The following is a 23,898-nucleotide window of genomic DNA, read 5'->3' as shown; positions in this document are numbered from 1 at the left end:
GGGGAATCCATCGGGATTACCTGACAGGCACCGTATTCGTTGAGTGCACGCGGCCCGTTGATCAAGGTCGGTCGACCACGGCTGGTCGACCGCTCCTCGGTCGCGGTCGGTCCAGCGTTCCGGGCGAACCGCCGGAGCCGGCCGGCCGGGCCGCGGTACCGACCGGACTTCGGACTTCTCCGGGTCCCGGAGAAAGGGAACGGCGCGCGATGCCGCAAGACCATGACGACGAGGTCCCCCCGACGACCGCCGCCGTGCGGACCGCGGTGGCCGGGGGAGCCCGGCACGACGGGGCGGCCGCGCCCGACACGGGCCTCCGCCCCGACGGGGACGCCCGGCCGCACACAGCAGCCCGGCTCGACGGGCTGACGGTGCTGCACGTCGCGCAGCCGGTGGACGGCGGGGTGGCCCGCGTCGTCACCGACCTGGCACGCCATCAGGTGGCGTACGGCGCCCGGGTCGTGGTGGCCTGCCCGCCCGGCGGCGACCTGGGGCCCGCGGCGGCCGCCGTGGGCGCCGAGGTCGCGGCCTGGCCCGCCGGCCGCTCGCCCGGGCCCGCGCTGCCCGCCGAGGTGCGGTCGCTGGCCCGGGTGCTGCGCGCGACCGGCCCCGGCCTGCTGCACCTGCACAGCTCCAAGGCGGGGCTGGCCGGCCGGCTGGCCGCCCGCGGCCGCGTCCCCACCGTCTTCCAGCCGCACGCCTGGTCCTACGACGCGGTGTCCGGCCCGGCCGGCTGGGCGGCGCTGCGCTGGGAGCGCGCCGCCGCCCGCTGGGCGCACCGCGTGCTGTGCGTCAGCGGCGCCGAACGCGACTCCGGCGCCTCGCACGGCGTGCGCGGCCGGTGGGCCGTGGTGCCCAACGGCATCGACACCGAGCACTTCCGGCCGCCGCTGCGCGGTGACCTCGCCCGCGCGGCGCTGCCCGAACTCGCGGGCCTGGCCCCCGGCACGCCCGTGGTGGCCTGCGTCGGGCGGATGTGCCCGCAGAAGGGCCAGGACGTGCTGCTGCGCGCCTGGCCGCTGGTGGCCGCGCGGCTGCCGTCGGCCCGGCTGGTGCTGGTCGGCGACGGGCCGGACCGGCGGCAGCTCATGGCCGCGGCCCCGATGAGCGTGCTGTTCACCGGCGCCACCACGGACCCGCTGCCCTGGTACCAGGCGGCCGACGTCGTGGTGCAGCCGTCCCGTTGGGAGGGGATGGCGCTCGCGCCCCTGGAGGCGATGGCCTGCGCGCGTCCCGTCGTCCTCGCCGACGTCGGCGGCGCCCGGGAGAGCCTGCCGCCCGCCGACACCGAGCGGTGCGTGGTGCCCCCGGGCGCACCGGAGGAGCTGGCAGCCGCGCTGGTGCGGCTGCTCGCCGACCCGGCGACCCGTACCGCAGCGGGACTGCGCGCGCTCGCCCACGTCCGCGACCGGCACGACGTGCGCGGCGCCGCGGCGGCCGTCGGGTCGCTGTACGCCGACCTGGTGCCGCACCTGGCGCGCACGGCCGCCGCCGGGCCCGTCCGCGAGGCCGAGGTGCCCGCCCGGTGAACCGCGTGAACCGCCCCGCGACCCCGGACCGCGCCGCCCCCGAGGGCGCCCCCGCCCCGCCCCCGCCGTGGCCGGTGACGGGCCTGCCCCCGTACGGCGACGCGGCCTACGGCGACGCCTCGTTCGGCGACCCGCCCTACGCCGCCGGGGCCTCGTACGGCGACCCGGCCGACCCGGCGTACGGCGCGCACCCCGGCCGGAGCGCCACCCGTACGGCGGCGGACCCGAGCCGGTGGCAGACCGCCGCGGGCCAAGGGCGCCCCGGGAGCGCCGACCTGAGGGTGGTGATGCCGCAGCCGCAGGCCGCCCGGGCCGCGGGGGCGCGCTCCGCCCGGTCGGCGCGCGCGGCGCGGACCGCTCGGGAGACCGTCCCGGAGCAGCACTCCGCGCCCCGGGCGGACACCGCGGCGCGCGCCCCGGGTGCCGGCCGCGCGCCCTCGCCCGGCCGCGCGCTCGTCGCGGCGGACTGCCTGGCGGCGGCGGCCGGGCTGTGCGCGGTCGGGCCGGCCGGTGCGCCGGTGCTGCCCGTGGTGCTGCTGTGCGTGCTGCTGGCCGCGCACCGAAGAGCCGGCCTCTACCGGCCCGCGCTCGCGCCCGCCGCGCTGGAGGAGGTGCCCGCGGTCGCGCTCGGCACGGTGCTCGCCTGGGGCCTGGCCGCCGCCGCGGGTGCGGCCACCGAGCGGCACAGCGCGCTCGGCTGGCCCGAACTCCTGGACGCCGCCGCGCTCACCGGCTGCACGGCCGTCGCCCTGCGCGCGCTCGCGCACCGCCTGCACCGCGCCCGCGGACGCCGCTCCCCGGCCCCGACCCTGGTCGTCGGCGCCGCCCCCGCCGCCGATCACCTGGCGGCCGCGCTGCGCGAACACCCCGAGTACGGCCTCGCCCCGGTGGCGCTCGCCACGCCCGCGGACGCCGACGGGCCGGGCGAACACGACCTGGTCCGGGCGGCGTTCGCCACCCTCGCCCCCGAACACGCCTTCCCCGACGGGCGTGCCGCGCACCCCGCACGGCATCCGGACCCCTGTACGACGCTGCCGGCCACCCGCCCGGGCGCCCCGGAGGCGGCCGGCACCGCGGCGGCTCCCATGGCGGCCCCGGCCGCCCCGCTGCCGCGGCTGGCGGTGACCGCCGCCGCGGACATCGCGCGGGTCGCGGTGCGCGACGCGGTCCGCCATGTCGTGGTGGTCGGCCCGGCCGGACCGGCCACGGTGGCGGCCGCCGAACTGCTGACGGCACGCGGCTGCCGGATCTGGCAGGTCGAGGCGGACGAGCGGCGGAGCGGCAGCGGTGTCGCCGACCGGATCGGGTCCGCGCACCTGTGGGGCTACTCCTGCCGCCCGTTCACCGCCCGCCCGCACCGGCTGCCGCGCGGCAAGCGGCTGCTGGACGTGGTGCTCGCCGCGCTCGCGCTGGCCGCGGCCGCCCCGGTGCTGGCCGGCTGCGCGCTGGCCGTGCGCCTCTCGGACGGCCCGGGCGTGCTGTTCCGGCAGGAGCGGATCGGCCTGGGCGGGCGGCCGTTCACCCTGCTGAAGTTCCGCACGCTGCGGCCCGCCGACGACAACGAGTCCGCGACGCTGTGGAACATCGCCCACGACGAGCGCACCAGCGCGGTCGGCCGACTGCTGCGCCGCACCTCGCTCGACGAGTTGCCGCAGCTGTGGAACGTGCTGCGCGGCGACATGAGCATGGTCGGGCCGCGCCCCGAGCGCCCCTTCTACGTCGAGAAGTTCGGCGCCGAGCTGCCCGGCTACCGGGACCGGCACCGCATGCCCGCGGGCATCACCGGCCTGGCCCAGGTCAACGGCCTGCGCGGCGACACCTCCATCCCGGACCGGGCCAGGTTCGACAACCACTACATCGAGAGCTGGTCGCTGTGGCAGGACGTCGCGATCATCGTCCGCACCGCGACGTCGTTCTTCCGGTTCGGCGGTAGCTGATGGCCCTGACCCTCCGCACGCCGCCCGGCCGCGCCCGACACCCGAAAGCTCACACCCGTAAACTGACATGCCGTCACCTGACGGAGTACGCCCACCTGCTGCCCGCGCTCGCCACCATCGCGCTGCTGGCCGCACCCGTCGCCCCGGGCGACGTCAGCACGTCCGGCAAGGTCACCCCGGCCGACGCGGCCAGCGCGGTGCTGGTGCTCGCCTGCGCCGTACGGCTGCTGCGTAACCGGCGGCGGCTGCTCAGCCCGGCCGCGGCCGCAGTCCTCGGGGCGCCCCTGGTCGGCTTCGCGGTCGCCACCGTCACCTCGCCCGACCCGGGCGCCTCGGCCACCGGGTTCGTGCGCTACGCCCAGGTGTTCGTGCTCGTGCCGGCCGCGCTCGTCCTGCTGCTGCGCGACCGGCGGGACTTCGCCGTCGTCGCGGGCGCGGTGGTCGCCCTCGCCCTGGTCCAGGGCGGGATCGGGGTCTGGCAGTACGCCACCGGGACCGGCGCCTCCTACCAGGGCGAGGACGTCCGCGCGGTGGGCACCTTCGGGCCCTCGGACATCATGGGGATGGCCACGGTCGTCGCCTACGGGGTCGTCATCGCGGCCGGGTACGCGCTCGCGCCCGGGCGGCGCGCGGTCCGTACCGGGGCCGCGGTGTGCGCGGCCCTGCTGCTGGTGCCGCTCACCGTCTCCTTCAGCCGCGGCACCTGGATCGCCACCGCGCTCGCGCTGGCGGTGACGGCGCTGCTGGCCGGATGGCGGCAGGCCGTACGGGTCCTCGCGGCGCTCGCCGCGTGCGCGGTGCTGCTGGTCGGCGGGGTCGGGGTCGGCTCCCAGATGATCACCCAGCGGCTGGCGAGCATCACCCAGGTCACCGACGCGCCCGACCAGTCCGTCACGGACCGGTACACCCTGTGGTCGGCGGCGCTGTCGATGTGGCGCGAGCACCCCGCCGCCGGCGTCGGCCTCAAGCGCTTCCCCGACGAGCGCGACTCCCACGCCTCCCTCGCCCTCGACTCCGGCAGCGACACCGCGGGCGCCGGGCAGACCTTCACCCGCGAACCCCTGCTCTCCCCGCACAACATGTACCTGCTGGCCCTCTCCGAGCAGGGCCTCATCGGCTGCGGGCTGCTCGCCGGCTCCTGGGCGGCGCTGCTCGCCGCCGGCGGCGCCCGCCTCCACCGCGCCCGCCGCGCCGCCCGCCGCCCGCTCCTGCCGGCGCCGCGAACGGCCGCCGCCCCGGGCGCCGCAGGCCGCCTCCGTGCCCGCGGCGCCGTCGCCCCGGGCCTCGCCGCCGTCGGGCTCCTGCTGTGGCAGGCCGTGGACTTCCTGTACGCCGACATCGGCGGCCCCTCCACCCCGCTCACCGCCGTCCTGCTCGGCCTGACCGCCTGGTGGGCCCTGAACTCCACCGACGAGCCCGCCCGATGACCCGCCGGCCCCCCGGCGCCGGACCGGCCGCCTCCCGGCGCGCGCGGCGGCGCGAGAACGCCGGGGAGCTGCCCCACGACATCTGGACCCACCCGGCCGACGACCCCCGGCTTCCGCTCCGCCCGGCCGTCCGCACCGCCGCCGAACCCGAGCCGCCGGACGTGTGGGCGCCGGCGCCCGAACCGTTCGACATCGCCCCGCCCCGCCCGCGCGTCGGGAGGGCCGCCGCCACCCCGGCGCCCGCCCCCGGCGGCTCCCCCACCGGGCCGGGAGAGCCCTCCTCCCGGATGGCCCACGCGGCCGCGGCCACCGCAGGGCTCAGCGTCGCCGGGTCCGTCCTCGGCCTGGTGCGCGACCAGGGCATCGCCCATCTCTTCGGGGCGGGCGCGGAGTCCGACGCCTTCCTCGTCGCCTGGACCATCCCCGAGGTCGCGGCGACCGTCCTGATCGAGGACGCGATGGCGCTGCTGATGGTGCCCGCCTTCAGTGCGGCGCTCGCCGGGGGCCAGGGCCCGCGCGCCCTGGTCCGCGGCACCCTGCCCCGGCTGCTCGCCGCACTGGCGCTGCTGACCGCGGCGCTGGCCGCGGGCGCCGGGTGGGTCGTCCGCGTCCTCGCCCCCGGCATCGCCGACCCGGCCACCGCGGCCGCCTGCACCCGGCTGACCGCGCTGACCGTCCTCACCTTCGGCGCCGCCGGGTACCTCAGCGCCGCGCTGCGCGCGCACCGGCGCTTCGCGGCGCCCGCCGCGATCTACGTCGCGTACAACACCGGCATCGTGGCAGTGCTGTTCACCCTGCACGGCCACCTCGGGGTGCGGGCGGCCGCCGCCGGTGTCGCGGTCGGCGGCGCGCTGATGGTCGCGGCCCAGCTGCCGTCCTTCCTGAAGGTGCTGCGGTCGGCCGCGCCGACCGGGTGGGACGGCCCGCGGCGCCGCAACCCGCTGGGCCCGGCCCTGCTCGCACCGGTGGTCGTCTTCACCCTCAGCCGCCAGGCGCAGGTGCTGGTCGAGCGGTTCTTCGCCGCCCCGCTGCCCGCCGGCGCCATCTCGCACCTCAACTATGCCGAAAAGGTCGCCCAGTTGCCGATGGCGCTGTCGGTGATGATCGTGACGGTCACCTTCCCGGTGCTCTCGCGCGCGCTGGCCGACGGCGACCGCGAGCAGGCCAGGCGCCGGGTGGAACGGGACCTCGCGCTCGCCTGCCTGGTGGTGCTGCTCGGCACCGCCTACGTCATCGCGTGCGCCCCGCAGATCATCAACGTCCTCTTCCAGCGCGGCGAGTTCACCGCCGCGGACACCGCGGACACCGCGACCGTGATGCGCGTCTACGCGCTCGGGCTGCTCGGCCAGAGCCTGGTCGGGGCGCTGGTCCGGCCGTACTTCTCGGCCGCCGGGCCGACCTGGTACCCGGCCGCCGCCATGGGGCTGGGCCTGCTGGTCACCGCCGCCGCGGACGCCGCCGCCGTCGGGCCGTGGGGCGCGTACGGCATCGCGGCGGGCAACGCGCTCGGCATCACCGTGACCGCCGCGCTGCTGCTGCGCGGCCTGGGCGCGCACACCGTCGCGGTGCGCCTGGCCGCGGTGGCGCCCCGGATCGGGCGGATCACCCTCGCCGCGCTGTGCGCCACCGGGGCCGGGTGGGTAGTGGCTCACCACCTGGGTGACCCGGTGGTGGCCGTCGCCGCCTGCGCGGTGGCGGTGCCCGCCGTCTTCGCCGGCGCCGCGCTCGCCGTCCGGGTGCCCGAAGTCCCGTACCTGCTCGCCACCGTCACGCGGAAGGGCCGCCCATGACCAGACCGACGACCACGCAGCGGACCGCACAACCAGCCGCCGGCACCAGCGCGTCCGACGACAGCCTGGCGCCCTGGACGCTGATGTACCACTCGGTGGGCGACCGCCGGGCCGGCGACCCGTACCGGATCACGGTGACCCCGCAGCGGCTGGCGGGGCAGCTGCGCTGGCTGCGCCGCCGCGGGCTGACCGGCGTCAGCGTCCGGGAACTGCTCGCCGCGCGCGCCCACGGCCGGGCCGGCCGGCTGGTGGGGCTGACCTTCGACGACGGGTACACCGACTTCCTCGACGAGGCGCTGCCGCTGCTGCGCGCGCACGGCCACACCGCCACCCTGTTCGTGCTGCCCGGCCGGCTCGGCGGCACCAACGCCTGGGACCCGGAGGGCCCGCGCAAGCCGCTGCTGACCGCCGAGGGCATCCGCGCCGTGCACGACGCCGGCATCGAGGTCGGCTCGCACGGCCTGCTGCACCGCCGCCTGACCGACCTCGACGACGCGGAGCTGGACGCCGAGGTCAACGAGAGCCGCGGCCTGCTGGCGGACATCCTCGGCGCCGCCCCGGCCGGCTTCTGCTACCCCTACGGCGCGGCCGACGCGCGCACCATGCTCGCCACCCGCCAGGCCGGATACGACTACGCCTGCGGAGTCGAGCCCGGGCCGCTCGCCTGCGTCCACGACCTGCCGCGCACCTACGTCGGCGAGGACGACAACTCCCTGCGGCTGCACGCCAAGCGGCTGGTGCACCGGCGCCGCCGGGCCGGACTCGCCGCTTCGCCCGCCGCGCCCCCAGGAGGCGACACATGAAAGTCCTGCACGTCATCACCGGCCTGAACGTCGGGGGCGCCGAGCAGCAACTGCGGTTGCTGCTGCGGCACCTCGACGCCAGGTGCGAGGTGGCCACGCTCACCGACCCCGGCCCGGTGGCCGACGCGATCCGCGCCGACGGCGTGCGGGTGCACCACCTGCGGATGGCCGGCAACCGCGACCTCGGTGTGCTGCCCCGCCTGACCCGCCTGATGCGGGCCGGCCGCTACGACGTGGTGCACACCCACCTGTACCGGGCCTGCGTCTACGGGCGGATCGCCGCGCGGCTGGCCGGGGTGCGCACCGTGGTGGCCACCGAGCACTCGCTCGGCGCCACCCAGATCGAGGGCCGGCCGCTGGGCCTGGGCACCCGCACCCTGTACCGGGCGACCGAGCGGCTCGGCCACGGCACCCTCGCGGTGTCCGCGACGGTCGCGGAGCGGCTGGTGTACTGGGGCGTGCCGGAGGAGCGGGTGCGCCTGGCGCCCAACGGCATCGAGCCGGACCGGTTCCGCTTCGACCCGCGCTCGCGCGCGGCGACCCGCGACCGGCTGCGCATCCCCGCCGGCGCCTATGTCGTCGGCGGGGTGGGGCGGCAGGTGCCCGGCAAGCGGTTCGACGCGCTGGTGCGGGCGGTCGCCGAGGTGCCGGACGTGCACCTGCTGCTCGCGGGCGACGGCCCCGAACGGGTGCCGCTGCTGCGGCTCGTGCACCAGCTGGGCCTGGTGGAGCGGGTCCATGTCACCGACTCCGGCGGCGCGGACGTGCCCGGGCTGCTGGCCGCGATGGACCTGTTCGTGTCGGTCTCCGCCGAGGAGGCGTTCGGGCTCGCGGTGGTCGAGGCGCTGGCGGCCGGGCTGCCCGCGCTGTACACCGCGTGCCCCGCCGTGGAGGACGTGCCGGCCGAGGACGCGCCCGGCGCCTGCCGGATCGACCTGGGCGAACTGCCCGCCGCGCTGGCCGCGGAGCACCGCGCGGGACCGCGCCGGCTGCCCGCGCCCGCGGCCGTCGACTACTACCACATCGCCCGTACCGCGCAGCTGGTCAAGGCGCTGTACGAGCAGGCGGGCGAGCGGCGGGAGGCCGCGCGGCGCGGCTCCGGCGCGGGCGTGCCGCACCCCGCCCGCGCCGCCGGGGCCCATCCGTACCCGGCGCCGCCCGCGCAGGCGACCCCGCGCCCGGCCGCACCGCCCCTGCCGCCCGTACCGCCCGCGCCGCCCGCCGCGGCGCAGGGCGCGCCGCCGCCGTCCCGTCAGGAGCCGGCCACCGCGCCCGGCGCCGCCGCCGAAGCCACCTCCACCCCGACACCCGCCCAGAAGTGAGACACACCGTGAACCACACGGACGACATCGGCGCCCCGCAGGACCGCGGCCGCCGCACCCCGCTCCGGCGCCGGGCGCTGCCGCGCTGGCTGCCGCTGCCGCTCGGTATCGGCGTCGGCCTGCTCGGCGGCGTCGGGTACGGCCTCGCGGCCACCCCGCAGTACACCGCGACCAGTTACGTGATGGTCGTACCGCAGCAGGGCACCGACGCGCCGACCGCGCTCGGCTTCGCCCAGGCATACGGCCGGATCGTCACCGGCTCCGCGGTGCTGGCCGGGGCGCAGGCGGCCACCCACACCGCGGCCGCCGACCTGAAGAGCCGGGTCCAGGCGGCGACGTCGCCCGACGCCCCGATGATCTCCGTCACCGGCAGCTCCGCCAAGGCGGGCACGGCCGCGGCCATCGCCAACGGCGTGGCCCGCTCGCTGGCCGCCGTCGGCAACCGCGACAGCGGCAGCACCGGTGTCCGGCTGCTGCTGTTCTCCCCCGCGGCCGCGCCCGCCGCGCCGTCCTCCCCGTCGGCGGCGCTGTCCGGCGCGGTGGGCGCCAGCGCGGGCGGGCTGCTCGGCGCGCTCGCCCTGCTGGTCCGGCCCCGGCGCGAGGAGGGCACGGCGCAGCTCCCGGCGCCGGCCGCGCCCGCGCCGTCCCCGTCGCCCGCCGAGCCGCGGCCCGAGCGGACGGCGGTGTGACGGTGGAGGGCCCCGACACCGCGGCGCCGGCCGCCCCCCGGCCACCGCGCCCCAGACCCGCGCCGCCCGGACCGCCCAGCGGTGCGCTGACGGTGCGGATCTGCCGCGACCCGGCCGAGTTCGCCGCCCTCGCCCCCGCGTGGGACCGGCTGCACCGCGGCTGCCCGCGGGCCACCCCGTTCCAGAGCCACGCGTGGCTGCACTCGTGGTGGCTGTCGTACGGGCGGGCGGGCCGGCTGCGGGTCGTGCTGGTCCTGCGCGGCGACGGCGGGACCGACGGCGACGGCAGCACCGGCACCGGCGGCGGTGAACTGGTCGGCGCGGCCGCGCTGATGCGGGTGTACCGCCCGCTGCCCGCGCTGGTGCCGCTCGGCGGGGCCATCACGGACTTCTCCGACGTGCTCCTCGACCCGGCGGCCGACGGCGACGACAGCGGCAGCGACGAACGCGACGACGAAGGCGAAGGCGGGCCGGTCACGGCCGCCCTCGTCCGCGGCCTGCGGCAGGCGGCGGCCGGCTCGGTCGTGGACCTGCGCGAGGTGCCCGCGGGCGCCGCCGCCGAACGGGTGTACGCGCGGTGGAGCGGCCCGAAGCGGCGGCTCGCCGACTCCGACTGCCTGGAGCTGCCCGGCGGCCCGATGGCCGGGCTGATCGCCCGGGTCGGCAGCTCGCGCGGCCAGCGCATCCGCGGCCACCTGCGCAAGATCGACGCCTCGGGCGTCGAGGAGCACGACGTGCCGGCCGCCGAGGTGCCCGCCGCGATCCGTACGCTGCTGCGGCTGCACACCGCCCAGTGGGAAGGCCGGGGCGTCACCCCCGAACACGTCCGGCCCCGGTTCGCCGAACACCTCGGCCGGGCCGGCGCGGCGATGACCCGGTCCGGCGAGGCGCTGCTCACCGAGTTCAGGATCGGCGGCGAGGTGGTCGCCGCGAACTTCACCGTGCTGTCCCCGACCCTGGCCGGCGGCTACCTCTACGGCGCCGACTTCGCCGCCCTGCGGGCCGCGCGGGTGGACCTCAACACCCTCCTGATGCGGCACGGCGCCCGCCTCACCGCCGCCGCCGGGCGGCCGGTGCTGAGCATGCTGCGGGGCGCCGAGCCGCACAAGTCCCACTGGCGCCCGACCCCGGCCCCCAACTCCCGCCTCCTGCTGGGCACCCGCCGCGCCCTGCCGTCGCTGCTGGCCCGCCGGCTGGCGACCGCCGCCCGCACCCGGCTGCGCGGACTGCGCAGGCGCCGCCGGAATTAGACCGCGTCCGCCGGCCGGACGGTCACAGGGCGCTGGTGGGCCCGGGGGAGGGCGTGGCGGCAGCGGACGGCTTCGGGCGCTGCTCGAGCCGTACGCACACCTGCCCGCTCGCGTAGGACTGCTTGAGCACCTCGCTCAGCGGCATCGGCACGCAGCTCTCGGCGGGCGCGGACGTCGGCGAGGTGCCGGGGGACGGTGTGGGCGCGGGTGAGGCGGGCGCCGCGCTGACGGTCTTCCGGTCGTACAGCAGCGCCCGGTACACCTTCGAGGAGGCGGGGTTCTGCGCGCACTGCCACACGCCGTGCGGGCAGTAGTCGGTGATGGTCTGGTAGAGCGGGTGGTGGGTGATGATCCAGGTGAGCATCAGGCTCATGTAGTCGGGGTCGTCGCCGTTGCGGAACAGGCCCCACTCCGGGTAGGAGATCGCCTTCTTGTGCGCGGCGGCGAAGTCCACCTGGGCCTGGAGCCCGTACGGCTCGGTGACCTGCTGCTGGAAGGTCTCGCCGGACGGCTGGTCGTAGGAGTCCATGCCGATGATGTCGACGGTGGAGTCCCCGGGGTAGCACGTGGTCCAGCCGATCGCGTCCTGGCCGCGGTTGGGTGCGAAGTCGAAGCGGAAGTGCTGGCCGGGGACGGCGCGCATGGCGGTGACCACATGGTTCCAGTACGCCTTCCAGCCCTCGGGGTCGGGGCCGCAGCGGTGGGTGTAGGTGGTGCCGTTCATCTCCCAGCCGAGCACCAGCACCGTGTCGGGGACGCCGAGTTGCACCAGCCGCCGGGCGAGCGTGGTGAAGTGCGCGTCGAAGGCGCCGCTCGCGCCCTGCTCGATGAGGTCGCGCACCTGGGCGTCCGGGACATGGCCCTCGTTGTCGGCCTGCATCGGCACATTGAGCACGAAGAGCCGGCCGGGCTGGGCGCGGGTCCAGTCGGCCCACGGCTGCAGCAGGTCGCCGCCGCCCTCGATGCTGTCCCAGTCGTCGCCCGGCAGGTAGGTGTGGCCGACGTTCACCTGGGTGCCGCCGAGCCAGGTCTGGAGCCCGGCCAGGCTCTGGACGCCCTTGGCGCCGGAGTCGGTGAACGCGCCCATCGCCGGCAGCCCGCCGTTCGCCGGTGCCGCGGGGCTCGGCGCGGCCGAGGGGGCGGTGGTCGGTGTGCCGGCGGACGGCCCGGAGCGCGGGGCGGTCTGCGACGGCAGCGGGCCGGCGACCGGGGTGCCGTACGCGGGCCGCCCGAGTAGCCGCCCGGCGGAGTCGTCGCCGAGCCCGGTCGCGGTCGCCCCGGACAGCAGCACCGCGGCCGTGGCCAGTGCGACGCTCCCCCGTGCCCACCAGTGGTGCCGCTCGGCCATGGCCACTCCTCGTTCGACGGAAAAGGCGTGCGGGAAGAGCCGCCTGACCGTCAGTCATAACGTACGAATAAATGGCACTCGTGGATTCGGTACTTCGGAGACGGCCGCGCCGCATACCTTCAGATGGACATACGATCGGGCTTTTCAAGGCGAACTGCCCGCGCCCACAAGGAATCCCCTTCCCCTATCAGACCCGTCGCCGTCCACCGACGACATCACCCGGTCAGGTGAATTTCCGGATCAACGTTGCCGGTCGTCGGCGGTGGTCCCGGGATTCGGGGCCGCGCCGGGCAAGATGAACCGCGGCCGAGAGCCGAGAAAGGAGCCGGGCATGGCATCACGCAGAAGAGTGCTCCGCACCGGACTGATCACCGCGGCGGCCGTCTCGGGCACCGCGGCGGGGCTGCGCCCCATGCTCGCCGCAGGGCAGCCGGCCGCGGCCACCGCGGCGGACGGCGGCACCGACGGGAAGCCGGCGGCGGACGGCGGGCCGGGCTCCGCACCGCAGGACGTGAGCGTGCCGCTCTTCGACGAGGTCTACCGCGGCCGCCGCATCCAGGGCTTCACCTCCGACGACCCCAGCGGGCTGCTGCTCCTGGTCGACGGGCTGCCCCTGGGCGCCATGCGCCGGTTCGACGGCAGCTACGTGAGCATGGCCAACCACTTCCAGCCGTACCCGACGCCGCTGGCCACCGCACGGGGCGCGGTCGACGTCATCGGGAGCGCCGAACTCGCCGACGCCGCCGCCGCGCACCATCACTGACCGACGAGCGTCGAGGGGCCCGCACCTGTGTACACCCGGATCAACCAGCGGAATCTGACCAGCGACCAGCGCGCGCGCTTCGTCCGCGCCGTGCTCCAGCTCAAGCGCAGCGGCGGGTACGACAAGTACGTCAAGCTGCACACCCAGTACTTCAGCGCCGACGGCGAGACCGGGTTGCGGGTGGCGCACATGGCCCCCACGTTCTTCCCCTGGCACCGGCAGTTCCTGCTGGTCTTCGAGCACGAGCTGCGGATGATCGACCCCGAGGTGACCATCCCGTACTGGGACTGGACCGCCGACCGGTCGGAGACGTCCGCGCTGTGGGACGACGACTTCATGGGCGGCAACGGCCGCTCCAGCGACGGCCAGGTGATGACCGGCCCGTTCGCGTACGGGACCGGCAACTGGCCGATCACCTACGGCGTCACGCGGGAGCGGTACCTGACCCGCAACATGGGCCGCCCGGACCGGCCGATCGTGCTGCCGACCGCCGCCGAGCTGAACGACGCGCTGAAGATCGCGACGTACGACACCGCGCCGTGGAACTCCGCGCCCGGCACCCAGGGGCTGCGCAACAAGATGGAGGGGTGGGTCGTCAGCGACACCAAGGGCGGCTACCTGCACAACCGGGTGCACCAGTGGGTCGGCGGCCACATGATCGGCGGGTCCTCGCCGAACGACCCGGTGTTCTGGCTGCACCACGCCTTCATCGACCTGATCTGGGCCCGCTGGCAGCGCCTGCACCCCAAGTCCGGCTACCTCCCGGCGAAGCCCCTGGGTACGAAGGACCCCGAGCACGGCCGCGTCATCAGCCTCACCGAGCCGATGCCCCCGTTCAACGTCCCGCCCTCAAGGGTGCTGGACTACCGCAAGTACTACACGTACGAGGAGAGCTGACGCACGAGTTCGCGGAGGGGGTGGCCGCAGGGCCCCTTCGCGGAGGGCCGGCACGACATGTGCGGCCGCCTCCGGAGCGAACGAGCAGGAAGATCGACCGAAAAAGGGGAGAGCTGACGCACGAGTTCGCGGAGGGGGTGGCCGCAGGGCCCCTTCGCGGACGGCCGGCACGACATGCGAACGGCCCCCGACCGGTGCGTACTCCGGGCGGGGGCCGTGCGGGTGGGGCGGGGCTCAGTACTGGGCGCCGCTGCTGTCCCAGTTGCCGTCGTCGTGCGAGGAGCTGTTCTCGCACTGGTTGCCGAACACCGGGTTGAGCACGCCGACGACGTCGATGGTGTTGCCACACACGTTGACCGGAATGTGCACCGGCACCTGGACGAGGTTGCCGGACACGACACCCGGCGAGCCCACCGCGGCGCCCCCGGCACCGGCGTCGGCCGAAGCCACACCCGCACCAGCGGCCAGCGCGGCACCTGCGGCGGCGGTGAGAGCCGCGGCCTTCGCGATACGCGACATCAAGATCTCCCTGAGACGTCTTACGAGATGAGAATCACCGCAACGCTGCGGCTTTCGACGCATTGGGCAACGGCCGGGACCAGGAATGGTCACGCAGGTTGGACCGAATCGGTGACGGCTTCCCGCGCCCGCTTCCCGCACCCGTATCCCGCACCCGTCCGCCACCGGATACGAACCGGGGTGCCTCCCTTTCCACGAACGGGCGAATCCCGTGCCCCGAGGTCGCCCGCTGAGGTGATATCGGCGCCGGAACGGGTCTGTCGCCCGTTAGGGTCCGGCGCATGAGCCAGACCAACACCGCCCCCGCGTCGCCCCTCCAGAGCCGGCTGGGCACCCTCGTGGTGATCCCGTGGGCCGGCAGCCACGAGGACGGCGAGGACACCCCGTTCCTGCTCGCCTACTCCCTCGGCGACGGGGCGGACGGCCCGGCGGCCGGTCAGGAGGCGGTCCTGGAGGCCGCGCGGCAGATCGGGCTGCCGGTCGGCGGCACCGTCCTGGACGTCGCGCAGGCCCCGAAGGTGGACGTGCGGGTGCTGGTGGAGGGCGGCAAGGCGGTGCTGACCATGCCCTACCTGAAGGTGACCTGCCCGGTGCCGGACCAGTGGACGGCCGCGGCCCGCGCCCGCGGGTCGGTCTACGTGATCCTGGCCAGCCGCCCGTGGCCCGCGGCGGTCCCGGGCGCGACGATCACCGAGGAGTCGCTGCGCGCCTTCGCCGCCGACGAGGAAGTCCTCGGCACCGCGGCCCACTTCACGGTCCCGGTGAGCACCCTCCGCGGCTGAGCCGGACCGCCGCCCCGGCCGGGGCGCGCGAAAGAGGCGCCCCTTACCGAAGGGGCGCCCCTTTTTTTTCCGTGCGGGCGGCGGTCAGCCGTTGACCAGTTCGTTGCCCGCCGTCACCGCGTCGGAGCCGGCCTTGACGGCCTTCTGGACGGCGTCGACCTTCGAGCCGACCCCGGACTGCTGGATCACGCCGGAGGCGACGCTGCCGGCCTGGGCGCCGGTGTCGGAGGCGGTCACCGCGGTGCTCGCCAGGGTGGAGCTGAGGTCGGCGGCCTGCACGGCGGGCGCGGCAGCGGCGAGCACGAAGGAGCCGGCCGCGGCGGTGGTGAGGATGCGGAATACGTTCATGAGCCGTACAACGCCGCAGCCCGCCCCCAGGGCACGCCCACGGCGCCGAGCGTCAGCCCGGGTCCGCGGCGTTCACCCGCGCAGGTGGCGCGCCGCACCCGTCCGGCCGAGCACTCCCGGCCGCCGTGACCGGACGTGCCAAGGTGTTGCCGGTCTGTGACAACTACCGCACGGTGCGGCGAAGTCGGCTTGCCACGCTTCCCTCACAGCGGCCGGCGCCGTCGGCCGCAGCAGCCGTCTCACACGTTCATGGGGGAACCGAGATGTCCGTGCCCACCCGCCGCGGCCGCGGCCGCAGACGCAGCACCTCCGCAGCCGTCGCACTGACCGCGGGCCTCACCGCGGGCGCCGCCCTGCTGCTGTCGGCCTGCGGGCCCGACGACCCGGCCGCCGACGGCACCACCACCACGCCGCCGGCCGGCTCCGGCGGCCCGACCGTCAGCGCCGCCCCGGCCGGCTCCGGCTCGCGGCTCAACGGCACCGCCCAGGGCGGCCTGACCATCAGCGACGGCAGCCGCTACGTCGTCATGAACGGCACCCGCGTCGACTTCGGCACCCTGGTGCGCGACCTCACCTGGTCCCCCGACGGCAGCCGGGCCGCGTTCGTCGACGGCGACGGCGACCTCGCGGTCAGCAACCCCGACGGCTCCGGCCGGCAGGTGGTGGCCAAGAACCCCGGCGGGCAGACCTGGTCGCACCCGACCTGGCAGACCCGCAAGGCGGACGCGTCCTCCGGCATGCCCGGGCTGGACAACCTGATCTTCGCCGTGCGGTCCGGCGGCACCACCAGACTGGAGGCCGTCCCCTCCTCCGGCGGCACCCCGAAGCCGATCAGCCTCAACGAGATGGCGAGCGAGAACCCCGACCCGCTGCCGACCACCGGCAACACCTGGCCGAACGCCGGCAGCGAGGGCGCCGCGGTCTACGCCAACCCCGACAGCGGCAAGGTCTACATCCGCGACGACAACCTGCGGCAGCAGGGCTCGGTCCTCGCCTCCGGCTCGGAGCCGGCGATGACCACGGACGGCAACGAGGACGTGGTCTTCGTCCGTTCCGTGGACGGCCACGACCACCTGTTCCTGGAGGAGTCCACGAACAGCGGCCCGTCCTTCAAGGACCTCACCCCGGACGCCGCCACCGACTACACCGAGCCGGCGTTCTCCCCCGACAACCGGACGATCGCCGCCCGCACCCCGGACGGCATCGTGGAACTGCCCGCCGACGGCTCCGGCAGCCCGGCGAAGGTCTCCGACTACCAGGGCCTGCCCGCCTTCCGGGCGTCGTGAGCCCCCGAAACGGCTAGCTGCGGGCGCCGAGTTCGGCCCGCAGCTCGGCCAGGTGCGTGTCGGCGTTCTGGTGCGGCAGGAACTCCACCACGTCGAGGAAGCGGAAGAGGGTCCGCTGATCGGTGACCGCGAACTCGTACTCCGCGAAGCCGACCACCGCGCCCAGCACCCCGCGCGCCGCGCCCCGTACGACGTGGGCCGTCATGGCGTCGGGGTGCTCGGCGTCGGTGCCGCGGCGCCCGCCCGGGCGGGCCAGGTAGGGGCAGACCATGGAGGCGTACAGCATGCACGCCCGGTGCCCCGGGCCCTCGGTGGTGGGGGCGAGGTTGCGGTACGGGCGGCCGGCCGCCCGCGCGTCCGCGATCGCCTCGGCCTCCGCCGCGCCCACCACCCGCCACACGGTGCCGCGCGGCATGCGGGTGCCGCACACCGAGCACAGCCGCTGCCGGGCGCAGTCCGCGCTGCGCCCGTGGTCGGTCAGCGCGAACTGCGGCCGCTCGTCCTGCCACGGGGTGATCGCGGGCACCGGGTAGCCGCGCTCGTCGCGGGGCCGGGCCTCGACGGACGGAGGCTTGGGGACGGAGTCGAAGCGCACGGGCCATGCCTATCAGGGGCGGTCCGGCGCCCGGAACACCGCGGGCGCCGTGATCCGCGCCCCGATCCGCCCGGCCGGGCCGCGTCCTGACGTCATGTCGGGCGAAGCCGCCGCCACCAGGGCCGGCGCGGCGCGGCGGTGCCGCTGCCTGTGATTCCACCGTCCGCCGCCTCGGCCGCCTCGCCGTCGCGGCCCTCGTGCCAGCGCGCGACGGCCTGTTCGACGTCGAAGGGGCGCAGGTTCAGCGGCGGGCCCGGCGGCGGGCGGCGGATCGCGGCCTCGATCTTCTCGTTCACCGCGGTGAGGATCTGCCGGACCTGCCGCTCGGAGCGGGCCCGCGCCACCGCGGCGGCGGCGTCTTCCGCCTCCTTGCGCAGCGCCAGCGACGGGGGCAGGAAGGACAGCCCCTCGCGCCGCATCTTGCCCTTGACCCACCACATCTCGTCGTAGGGCGCGTTCAGGTTCGGCAGGGGCTTGCCGCGGCCGGGCAGGTCGGCGAAGGCGCCCTGCGCCTCCGCCTCGCGGATCTGCCGGTCCGCCCACGTCTCGAAGGACACACCTGGCGGCTTGCGTTCGGTCATGCGGTCACTCCTCGGTACGCCCCGACCCGGGGGTCGCCGGTCACCAGCGGCTCGCACCTTCGAGGCTAACAACACCGCCCCGCCTCGCGGTAAGGGCCAAGCCGCCAGGAGTTCGGTCCTTACACCGCCCCAACGCTTCCCCCACGCGCCCCAGCCCGCCCCCACGCGCTCCACCCGCGGCGCCCCGCCCGGCGCCCTCAGCGCGGCCCGCGGCCCGGCACCGCCCGCGCCGCCAGCAGTGCCACGTCGTCCTCGGCCTCGGCGGGCGCGAGCCGGTGCACGACCCGCGCCAGCAGCGCGTCCAGCGAACCGAGCCCCGCGCGCGCCGGGGCCTCGGCAGGCGGCAGCCGCAGCCCGGCCAGCCGCTCCAGCGACGCGTCGATGTCCTCACCGCGCCGCTCCACCAGCCCGTCGGTGTACAGCAGCAGGGTGTGCCCGGGCGGCCAGGGCGCGTGCACCGTCTCGTAGCCGCCGCCGAGCTCCGCGCCCAGCGGCGGGCCGGGCGGCACGTCCAGCAGCCGCACCCGCCCGTCGGGCGCGACCAGCGCGGGCGGCAGGTGCCCGGCGCTGGAGAACCACGCGGCGCCGCGCAGCGGGTCGGCGATGCCGAGCAGGCAGGTGGCGGGCCGCTCCACGCCCCCGGCCGTCAGCAGCCGGTCGATCCGGCGCAGCACCCGGTCCGGCGCGTCGCCCTCCCCGGCGCCGACCCGCAGCATGGAGCGGTAGTGGCTCATCTCGACCGCGGCGCCGACGCCGTGGCCCATCACGTCCCCGATCGCCAGCAGCGTCAGCCCGCCGGGCAGCGCCAGCGTGTCGAACCAGTCGCCGCCCACCAGGTCGTCGGCGCCCGCCGGCAGGTAGCGGGTGGCGGTGTCGACCCGCGGGTTCGGGGTACCGGGCGCGGCCAGCAGCGCGCGCTGCAACTCCACCGCGATGCCGTGCTCGCGGGTGTAGCGGCGGGCGTTGTCCAGGCTGATCGCGGCCCGCTCGGCCAGCGCGCCGGCGACGGCCACGTCCTCGTCGTCGAAGACGGGCGACGACCCGGCCCGGACCATCGACACGGTGCCGAGCTGCTGCCCGCGCGCGGCCAGCGGCACGATCAGGCCGGAGTGGATGCCGGTCTCGCGGTAGAAGGTCACGTGCTCGGTGGTGGGCGCGTGCCGGATCATCTCGTCGTCGGAGAGCAGGTTCAGCACGATCGGCCGGCCCGTCTCCAGGCAGCGCGGGATCGCCGAGCCGGGCTGGCAGTCGATGTACTCGCCGGCCTCGCCCAGACCCGCCGCGACCGCGCGCAGCGCCGGGCCGGTGCTCAGCGCGGACCGGCGCAGCCGGACCGTGCCGCCGGGCGGCGGGCGGTGGCCGTCCTGCTCGCCGCTGGAGAGCACCTCCACCATCGAGGCGTCCGCCAGCACCTCGACCAGCAGGTCCGCCAGCTCCTGGCAGGTCTGCTCCATCTCCAGCGTGGAGCCGATCCGCATCGCCGCCGCGTCCAGGACGAGCAGCCGCTTGCTGGTGCGCTCCAGCTCCCGCCGCACCTCCAGGTCGTCGCTCACCTCCAGCAGCACCACGCCCACGCCCAGCACCCGGCCGTCGGCGGCGGTGACGCGGTGGCAGCAGCCCCGCCAGTGCCGCCGGGCGTGGGTGGAGCCGGCCCGGGTCTGCCCGCTGAAGGTCAGCTCGCGCGGGCGGCCGTCGGCCAGCAGCGCGCGGAACAGGGACTCGTCGATGTCGACGCCGGGCACGATGTCCACGATCCGCCGCCCGTAGTGCGCCTCGGCGTCGACGCCGTTCATCCGCGCCAGCGCCGGGTTCACGTACAGGTACCGCAGGTCGGGGCCGAGCAGCGCCACCCCTGCCTGTGTGCCTTCCAGCAGCACCTGCCACACCGCGCTGCCGGGCGCCGGAACCTCGGGCTGCATCGGCGGTCCCTCCTCCGGGTCGTACGTCCAACCCTGCCCGCAGGTCGCCCGATCGGCGATTCGACGCGGGGTGGGGCCGCGGGGTCCGTACGGGGGCGGGCGCGGGTCAGGCGCGGGGCAGCCCGAGCCGCCCTTCGAGCTGGACCAGCAGCTCGCCCAGCAGCGCCGCGACCTGCCGCTGGTCGCCGTCGGCCAGGCCGGACAGCGCGGCGGTCTCGTACCGCAGCTGGTCGGGCATGACCGAGTCGATCAGCTCCCGGCCGCTGCGGGTGAGCCGGACCCGGGCGACCCGGCGGTCCCTGGTGTCGCTGCGGCGGTCCACCCAGCCGCGCTCGCCGAGGACCTTCAGCCGCTTGGTCACGGCGGCGCCGGAGGCGAAGGTCTCCCGGGCCAGCTCGCTGGGGGTCAGCTCGCGGCCGGTCCGCCGCAGGGCGCTGAGCAGGTCGAACTCCGGGCGGGTCAGGCCGGCCCGGCGCATCGGGGCGTCCTCCGCGTGCTGGAGCAGCGCCGCGCAGCGGTTGATCCGGCCGATGACCTCCATCGGGGCGGTGTCCAGGTCGGGCCGCACGGTCTGCCACTGCCGGACCACCGCGGCCACCGTGTCGCCCGCCGGTCCGCCGTTCGCCGCCGCTGTCATGCCCTGCCGCCCCCTCCGCCGTCCGCCTCGGCGCCGCCGTTCCCGAGCCCCTGGGCGCGCACCGTCTCGGCGAGCGTACGGTGTCCGCTGCGCTGGAGGGCCAGCACGTCCTGTTCGGGCAGCGGGGCCTGCCACCACTCGCCGGCCGCGATGTCCCGCAGCTCGCGCAGCTCGACCAGCGCGAAGGTCAGCCGCCGCCGGGCCGCGTCCAGGGCGGCGGGGTCCGGGTGCGGTGCGGCCAGCACGTCCCGCGCGTTCTGCTGGGCGGTGCGGGCGCCGGTCAGCGCCACCGCGAGAATCCGGCTGGGGCGGCGGGTGACGACCGCCATCGCGGCCAGCATCCCGACGACGGCGCCGACCAGGGTGTCGACGACGCGGTCGGTGAGCAGCCCGCCGGGGGCCTGGTGCCGGGAGAACTGCACGATCAGCAGGGCCATCGGCGTCACGCAGATGCTGCCCAGCCAGTAGTTGCGGGGCATGAACGCCTCGGCGGCGAAGTTGAAGGCCAGCGCGACCAGCACCAGGGCGGTCGGACCGGTGTCGGTGAGCGGGGTGACCGCGACGAAGACCAGGACACCGACCAGGTTGCCCACCACCCGCTGGATGCTGCGGCGCCAGGACTGGCTGACGTTGGCCTGGGAGACCGCGGCGGCGGTGACGATCGCCCAGTAGGGCCGCCCGACGCCCAGGCCGAAGGAGACGTATCCGGCCAGCGCGCACCCGGCGAAGGTGCGGGCGGCGACCGGGAGGAGCAGGCCGCCCGGCCGCATCCGGCGCAGCAGCGACGGCCCCGGAAAGGCGTGCTCGACCTCGACGCCGAGCAGGTCGGTGGCGTGGGCGGGGTCGGCCGGGCGCGGCACGGCGCCGGTGCCGCGCAGCCGGTCGGCCCACCCGGCGAGCAGGCCGGGGTCGGCCGCGGTCGGGCTGGCCAGCGCGATCTCGGCGCGGATCAGCAGCCGCTCCAGGGCCCGCCGGTCCTCGGTGCGGCGGTCGCCGCTGAGCAGCAGGTTCTGCCAGCCGATCTGGATGGCGGCGGCCGCCGCGTCCCGGGCCGGCCCGGTCTCCGGGGCGCCGGCCGGGAGCCCGGCGTAGCGGGCGGTGGCCCGCAGGGCGCCGCGGACCGCGCGCCGCTCGGGGCCCTGGGGGCGCAGCAGCCCGGGCGCCATCGTCACCGCGTAGGCCAGGGCCGCCGCGCCCGCGGTGAGGGCGAGGTGGCCCGGCACCTGGCCGATGGTCTGCGGCACGAAGAGCGCCGCCGAGCTGATGAACGTGAAGATCACGTGCGCGGGCGGGCCGATCCTCGTGGCGTCGCAGAGCAGTTTCTGCAAGGCGGCCAGCAGCGCGCCGACGGTGATCAGCGCCATGGTGCTGTCGACGAGCGAGGACGTGACGAGGGCTGCGGCCAGGCCCGCGACCATGCCGAGGATGACGCCGACCATGGTCCTGGCGCGGTTGGCGTACGGCCGGTTGTGCGCGTAGGTGGCGCACAGCGACCCGGCCATCGTGTAGATGGCCAGGTCCAGCCGGTCCAGGCAGAGCAGGATCAGGTTGGGGATCGCCGACGCGACGACCGCGCTGACGGCGGGCTTGAACCAGATGTCGGAGGTCCGGCCCAGCCGCAGCACTCCTGCGGTGGGGAGTCTGCGCGGCCCGGGGGAGGTGGGGGCGGCCTTGCTCATAGGACAAACTTACCAAGTGTTTTACCTGGAAAACAAAATCCGAGGCCCCAGGAGGCGCCCATCCCTGCGTCGAGGCTGCGCCCGGCCGAGCGGGGCCGGTAGGCTTTCCGTGTGATCTTCAAGCGCATCGGAAACGGGCGGCCGTACCCGGACCACGGCCGGGTCAGCACGCGCGAGTGGGCGGACGTCGCCCCGCGTCCCGTGCGGCTGGACCAGTTGGTGACCACCAAGGGGGAGCTCGACCTGGAGACACTGCTGGCGGAGGACTCCACCTTCTACGGCGACCTCTTCGCGCACGTCGTGAAGTGGCAGGGCGACCTCTACCTGGAGGACGGCCTGCACCGGGCGGTGCGCGCGGCGCTGCAACAGCGCCAAGTGCTGCACGCCCGGGTCCTGGAGATGGACTGACAATCCGCTTACGCTGCGCTCATGAGCATGCTGACCCCCTCCGGGATGGGCGGGAAGTACCGGGTCACGGGAAACTCGTATCCGCGGATGCGCCCGCCCAAGCGGCGCGGCCGTTTCGTGGCCGTCCTGATCGCCGCGGTCGTCGTCCTCGGCCTCTTCGGCTGGGGGGCTGTGCAGCTCTTCGACGTCTTCGGCGGCAAGGGCAAGAGCACCACCGCGCACGCCGCGTCGAGCCGTCCGACCTGCACTCCCACGGCCAGCCCGACGCCCGCCAAGCCGCTGACGCTGCCGCAGCCCGCGCACGTCACGATGAACGTCCTCAACGCGACCACGCGCGGCGGGCTGGCGAAGACCACCGCGGACGCGCTCGCCGCACGCGGCTTCAAGGTGGCGAAGTTCGGGAACGCGCCCGACCCCTATGACGCGAAGGTCACCGGCTCCGCGCTCATCGTCTCCGGGCCCGGCGGCGAGGCCGCCGCCCGCGAGGCCGGCACCCAGGTCGTCGGCTCCACCGTGAAGATCGACCCCACCCGCAAGGGCACCACCGTCGACCTGCTGATCGGCGACGCCTTCGCGAAGCTGGCGACGCCCGCGCAGGCGGCCGAGGCCCGGATCACCGCGGCGAACCCCCCGGCCCCCAAGCCGACCTGCACCACCAAGAGCTGAACCACCAAGACCTGCACCCCGAGAGCCGAACCGCCCCCGCCGCTGCGGCGGCTAGCCGACCGTGCCGTAGAGGCGGTCGCCCGCGTCGCCGAGCCCGGGGACGATGAACCCCTGGCCGTTGAGGTGGTCGTCGACCGCGGCGGTCACCACTGTCACGGGCTGCCCGGCGAGTTCGCGCTCCATCACCTCGACGCCCTCGGGGGCGGCCAGCAGGCACAGGGCGGTGACGTCGTCGGCGCCGCGCTCGATCAGCAGCCGTATCGCGGCGACCAGGGTGCCGCCGGTGGCCAGCATCGGGTCGACCACGTACACCTGGCGGCCGGAGAGGTCCTCGGGCATGCGGGTGGCGTACGTGGTGGCCTGGAGGGTGTCCTCGTCGCGGACCATGCCGAGGAAGCCGACCTCGGCGGTGGGCAGCAGCCGGACCATGCCGTCGAGCATGCCCAGCCCGGCCCGCAGGATCGGCACCACCAGGGGCCGCGGGTGGGACAGCCGCACCCCGGTGGTCTGGGCGACGGGGGTGACGATGTCGACCTGTTCGGTGCGCACGTCACGGGTCGCCTCGTAGGCGAGCAGCGTGACGAGTTCGTCGGCGAGCCGGCGGAAGGTGGGCGAGTCGGTGCGCTGGTCGCGCAGCGCGGTCAGCTTGTGCGCGACCAGCGGGTGGTCGACAACGTGGAGACGCATGGGAGGACTGTAACCGGCGGCCCGACGGCCCCGCCG

Annotated in this window: 22 protein-coding genes and 1 pseudogene; 14 read left to right on the top strand and 9 right to left on the bottom strand. The window is 76.1% G+C overall.

The window, feature by feature from the left end:
• Window positions 1–209: 209 nt before the first annotated feature.
• The 8 genes and pseudogenes from AC3EVP_RS08110 (at window position 210) to AC3EVP_RS08075 (ending at window position 10,747) form a co-directional block, all read left to right on the top strand.
• A complete protein-coding gene (locus tag AC3EVP_RS08110; protein WP_435127620.1) occupies window positions 210–1,529 on the top strand; it encodes a glycosyltransferase in 1,320 nt (439 codons plus the stop codon).
• Window positions 1,526–3,466 (top strand): sugar transferase, encoded by a 1,941-nt coding sequence (locus tag AC3EVP_RS08105; protein ID WP_435127618.1) that lies wholly within the window; start codon window positions 1,526–1,528, stop codon window positions 3,464–3,466. The genes AC3EVP_RS08110 and AC3EVP_RS08105 overlap by 4 nt, the downstream gene beginning before the upstream one ends.
• Window positions 3,466–4,893, top strand: a complete 1,428-nt coding sequence (locus AC3EVP_RS08100) for an O-antigen ligase family protein (RefSeq protein ID WP_435127616.1) — start codon at window positions 3,466–3,468, stop codon at window positions 4,891–4,893. The genes AC3EVP_RS08105 and AC3EVP_RS08100 overlap by 1 nt, the downstream gene beginning before the upstream one ends.
• Window positions 4,890–6,683: a murein biosynthesis integral membrane protein MurJ gene (gene murJ / locus AC3EVP_RS08095; RefSeq protein WP_435127614.1), complete on the top strand. Its 1,794-nt coding sequence runs from the start codon at window positions 4,890–4,892 to the stop codon at window positions 6,681–6,683. Before AC3EVP_RS08100 ends, murJ begins: the two co-directional genes overlap by 4 nt.
• Window positions 6,680–7,486 carry a polysaccharide deacetylase family protein gene (locus tag AC3EVP_RS08090; RefSeq protein WP_435127612.1) on the top strand — a complete coding sequence of 269 codons (807 nt, stop codon included), beginning with the start codon at window positions 6,680–6,682 and terminating at the stop codon, window positions 7,484–7,486. The genes murJ and AC3EVP_RS08090 overlap by 4 nt, the downstream gene beginning before the upstream one ends.
• Window positions 7,483–8,580: pseudogene (locus tag AC3EVP_RS08085) on the top strand (glycosyltransferase); the annotation flags it as partial. The gene AC3EVP_RS08090 and the pseudogene AC3EVP_RS08085, both read left to right, overlap by 4 nt.
• A 236-nt stretch (window positions 8,581–8,816) precedes the next feature.
• Window positions 8,817–9,497, top strand: a complete 681-nt coding sequence (locus AC3EVP_RS08080; protein WP_335971452.1) for a YveK family protein — start codon at window positions 8,817–8,819, stop codon at window positions 9,495–9,497.
• Window positions 9,494–10,747 (top strand): GNAT family N-acetyltransferase, encoded by a 1,254-nt coding sequence (locus AC3EVP_RS08075; protein WP_435127609.1) that lies wholly within the window; start codon window positions 9,494–9,496, stop codon window positions 10,745–10,747. Before AC3EVP_RS08080 ends, AC3EVP_RS08075 begins: the two co-directional genes overlap by 4 nt.
• Before the next feature lie 22 nt (window positions 10,748–10,769).
• Here the strand turns inward: AC3EVP_RS08075 and AC3EVP_RS08070 are convergent, their stop codons facing one another.
• On the bottom strand, window positions 10,770–12,095 hold the full coding sequence (locus AC3EVP_RS08070) for a glycoside hydrolase family 26 protein (protein ID WP_435127607.1): 1,326 nt from the start codon (window positions 12,093–12,095) through the stop codon (window positions 10,770–10,772).
• Window positions 12,096–12,426: 331 nt separating this feature from the next.
• Between AC3EVP_RS08070 and AC3EVP_RS08065 the strand changes: the two genes are divergently transcribed.
• Together AC3EVP_RS08065 and AC3EVP_RS08060 are read left to right on the top strand one after the other, a co-directional pair.
• Window positions 12,427–12,858 carry a tyrosinase family oxidase copper chaperone gene (locus AC3EVP_RS08065; protein WP_335971458.1) on the top strand — a complete coding sequence of 144 codons (432 nt, stop codon included), beginning with the start codon at window positions 12,427–12,429 and terminating at the stop codon, window positions 12,856–12,858.
• Window positions 12,859–12,885: 27 nt separating this feature from the next.
• On the top strand, window positions 12,886–13,755 hold the full coding sequence (locus AC3EVP_RS08060) for a tyrosinase family protein (protein ID WP_435127604.1): 870 nt from the start codon (window positions 12,886–12,888) through the stop codon (window positions 13,753–13,755).
• Between the two features lie 234 nt (window positions 13,756–13,989).
• Here the strand turns inward: AC3EVP_RS08060 and AC3EVP_RS08055 are convergent, their stop codons facing one another.
• Window positions 13,990–14,274 (bottom strand): chaplin, encoded by a 285-nt coding sequence (locus tag AC3EVP_RS08055; protein ID WP_335971462.1) that lies wholly within the window; start codon window positions 14,272–14,274, stop codon window positions 13,990–13,992.
• 281 nt (window positions 14,275–14,555) lie between these two features.
• On the opposite strand from AC3EVP_RS08055, the gene AC3EVP_RS08050 reads away from it, so the two are divergent.
• A complete protein-coding gene (locus AC3EVP_RS08050; RefSeq protein ID WP_335971464.1) occupies window positions 14,556–15,056 on the top strand; it encodes a DUF5949 family protein in 501 nt (166 codons plus the stop codon).
• Between the two features lie 84 nt (window positions 15,057–15,140).
• Here the strand turns inward: AC3EVP_RS08050 and AC3EVP_RS08045 are convergent, their stop codons facing one another.
• Entirely contained in the window at window positions 15,141–15,404 is a 264-nt protein-coding gene (locus AC3EVP_RS08045; RefSeq protein ID WP_335971466.1) for a hypothetical protein, read from the bottom strand.
• A 263-nt stretch (window positions 15,405–15,667) separates the two neighbouring features.
• Here AC3EVP_RS08045 and AC3EVP_RS08040 point away from each other — a divergent pair, with 263 nt between their 5' ends.
• Window positions 15,668–16,690, top strand: coding sequence for a hypothetical protein (locus AC3EVP_RS08040; RefSeq protein WP_435127601.1), 1,023 nt, complete (start codon window positions 15,668–15,670; stop codon window positions 16,688–16,690).
• Window positions 16,691–16,703: 13 nt separating this feature from the next.
• Here the strand turns inward: AC3EVP_RS08040 and AC3EVP_RS08035 are convergent, their stop codons facing one another.
• The 5 genes from AC3EVP_RS08035 to AC3EVP_RS08015 form a co-directional block, all read right to left on the bottom strand.
• Window positions 16,704–17,285 carry a hypothetical protein gene (locus AC3EVP_RS08035; RefSeq protein ID WP_435127599.1) on the bottom strand — a complete coding sequence of 194 codons (582 nt, stop codon included), beginning with the start codon at window positions 17,283–17,285 and terminating at the stop codon, window positions 16,704–16,706.
• A gap of 92 nt (window positions 17,286–17,377) precedes the next feature.
• Window positions 17,378–17,866 (bottom strand): DnaJ family domain-containing protein, encoded by a 489-nt coding sequence (locus AC3EVP_RS08030; protein WP_435127597.1) that lies wholly within the window; start codon window positions 17,864–17,866, stop codon window positions 17,378–17,380.
• A gap of 197 nt (window positions 17,867–18,063) precedes the next feature.
• Window positions 18,064–19,785, bottom strand: coding sequence for a SpoIIE family protein phosphatase (locus tag AC3EVP_RS08025; RefSeq protein ID WP_435127595.1), 1,722 nt, complete (start codon window positions 19,783–19,785; stop codon window positions 18,064–18,066).
• 106 nt (window positions 19,786–19,891) lie between these two features.
• Window positions 19,892–20,422: a MarR family winged helix-turn-helix transcriptional regulator gene (locus AC3EVP_RS08020; RefSeq protein ID WP_335971476.1), complete on the bottom strand. Its 531-nt coding sequence runs from the start codon at window positions 20,420–20,422 to the stop codon at window positions 19,892–19,894.
• Entirely contained in the window at window positions 20,419–22,101 is a 1,683-nt protein-coding gene (locus AC3EVP_RS08015; RefSeq protein WP_435127592.1) for an FUSC family protein, read from the bottom strand. The genes AC3EVP_RS08020 and AC3EVP_RS08015 overlap by 4 nt, the downstream gene beginning before the upstream one ends.
• Window positions 22,102–22,212: 111 nt before the next feature.
• Here AC3EVP_RS08015 and AC3EVP_RS08010 point away from each other — a divergent pair, with 111 nt between their 5' ends.
• Complete coding sequence (locus AC3EVP_RS08010; protein ID WP_222961733.1) at window positions 22,213–22,509, top strand: type II toxin-antitoxin system VapB family antitoxin; 297 nt, start codon at window positions 22,213–22,215, stop codon at window positions 22,507–22,509.
• 21 nt (window positions 22,510–22,530) lie between these two features.
• Entirely contained in the window at window positions 22,531–23,175 is a 645-nt protein-coding gene (locus tag AC3EVP_RS08005; RefSeq protein ID WP_435127589.1) for a LytR C-terminal domain-containing protein, read from the top strand.
• A gap of 51 nt (window positions 23,176–23,226) precedes the next feature.
• Here the strand turns inward: AC3EVP_RS08005 and upp are convergent, their stop codons facing one another.
• On the bottom strand, window positions 23,227–23,862 hold the full coding sequence (gene upp, locus AC3EVP_RS08000; protein ID WP_335971484.1) for a uracil phosphoribosyltransferase: 636 nt from the start codon (window positions 23,860–23,862) through the stop codon (window positions 23,227–23,229).
• Window positions 23,863–23,898 lie beyond the last annotated feature (36 nt).

This window comes from Actinacidiphila sp. bgisy144, from assembly GCF_057708105.1.
Note: the sequence above shows the minus strand (reverse complement) of the source record. Positions and strands in the feature narration are given on the sequence as shown.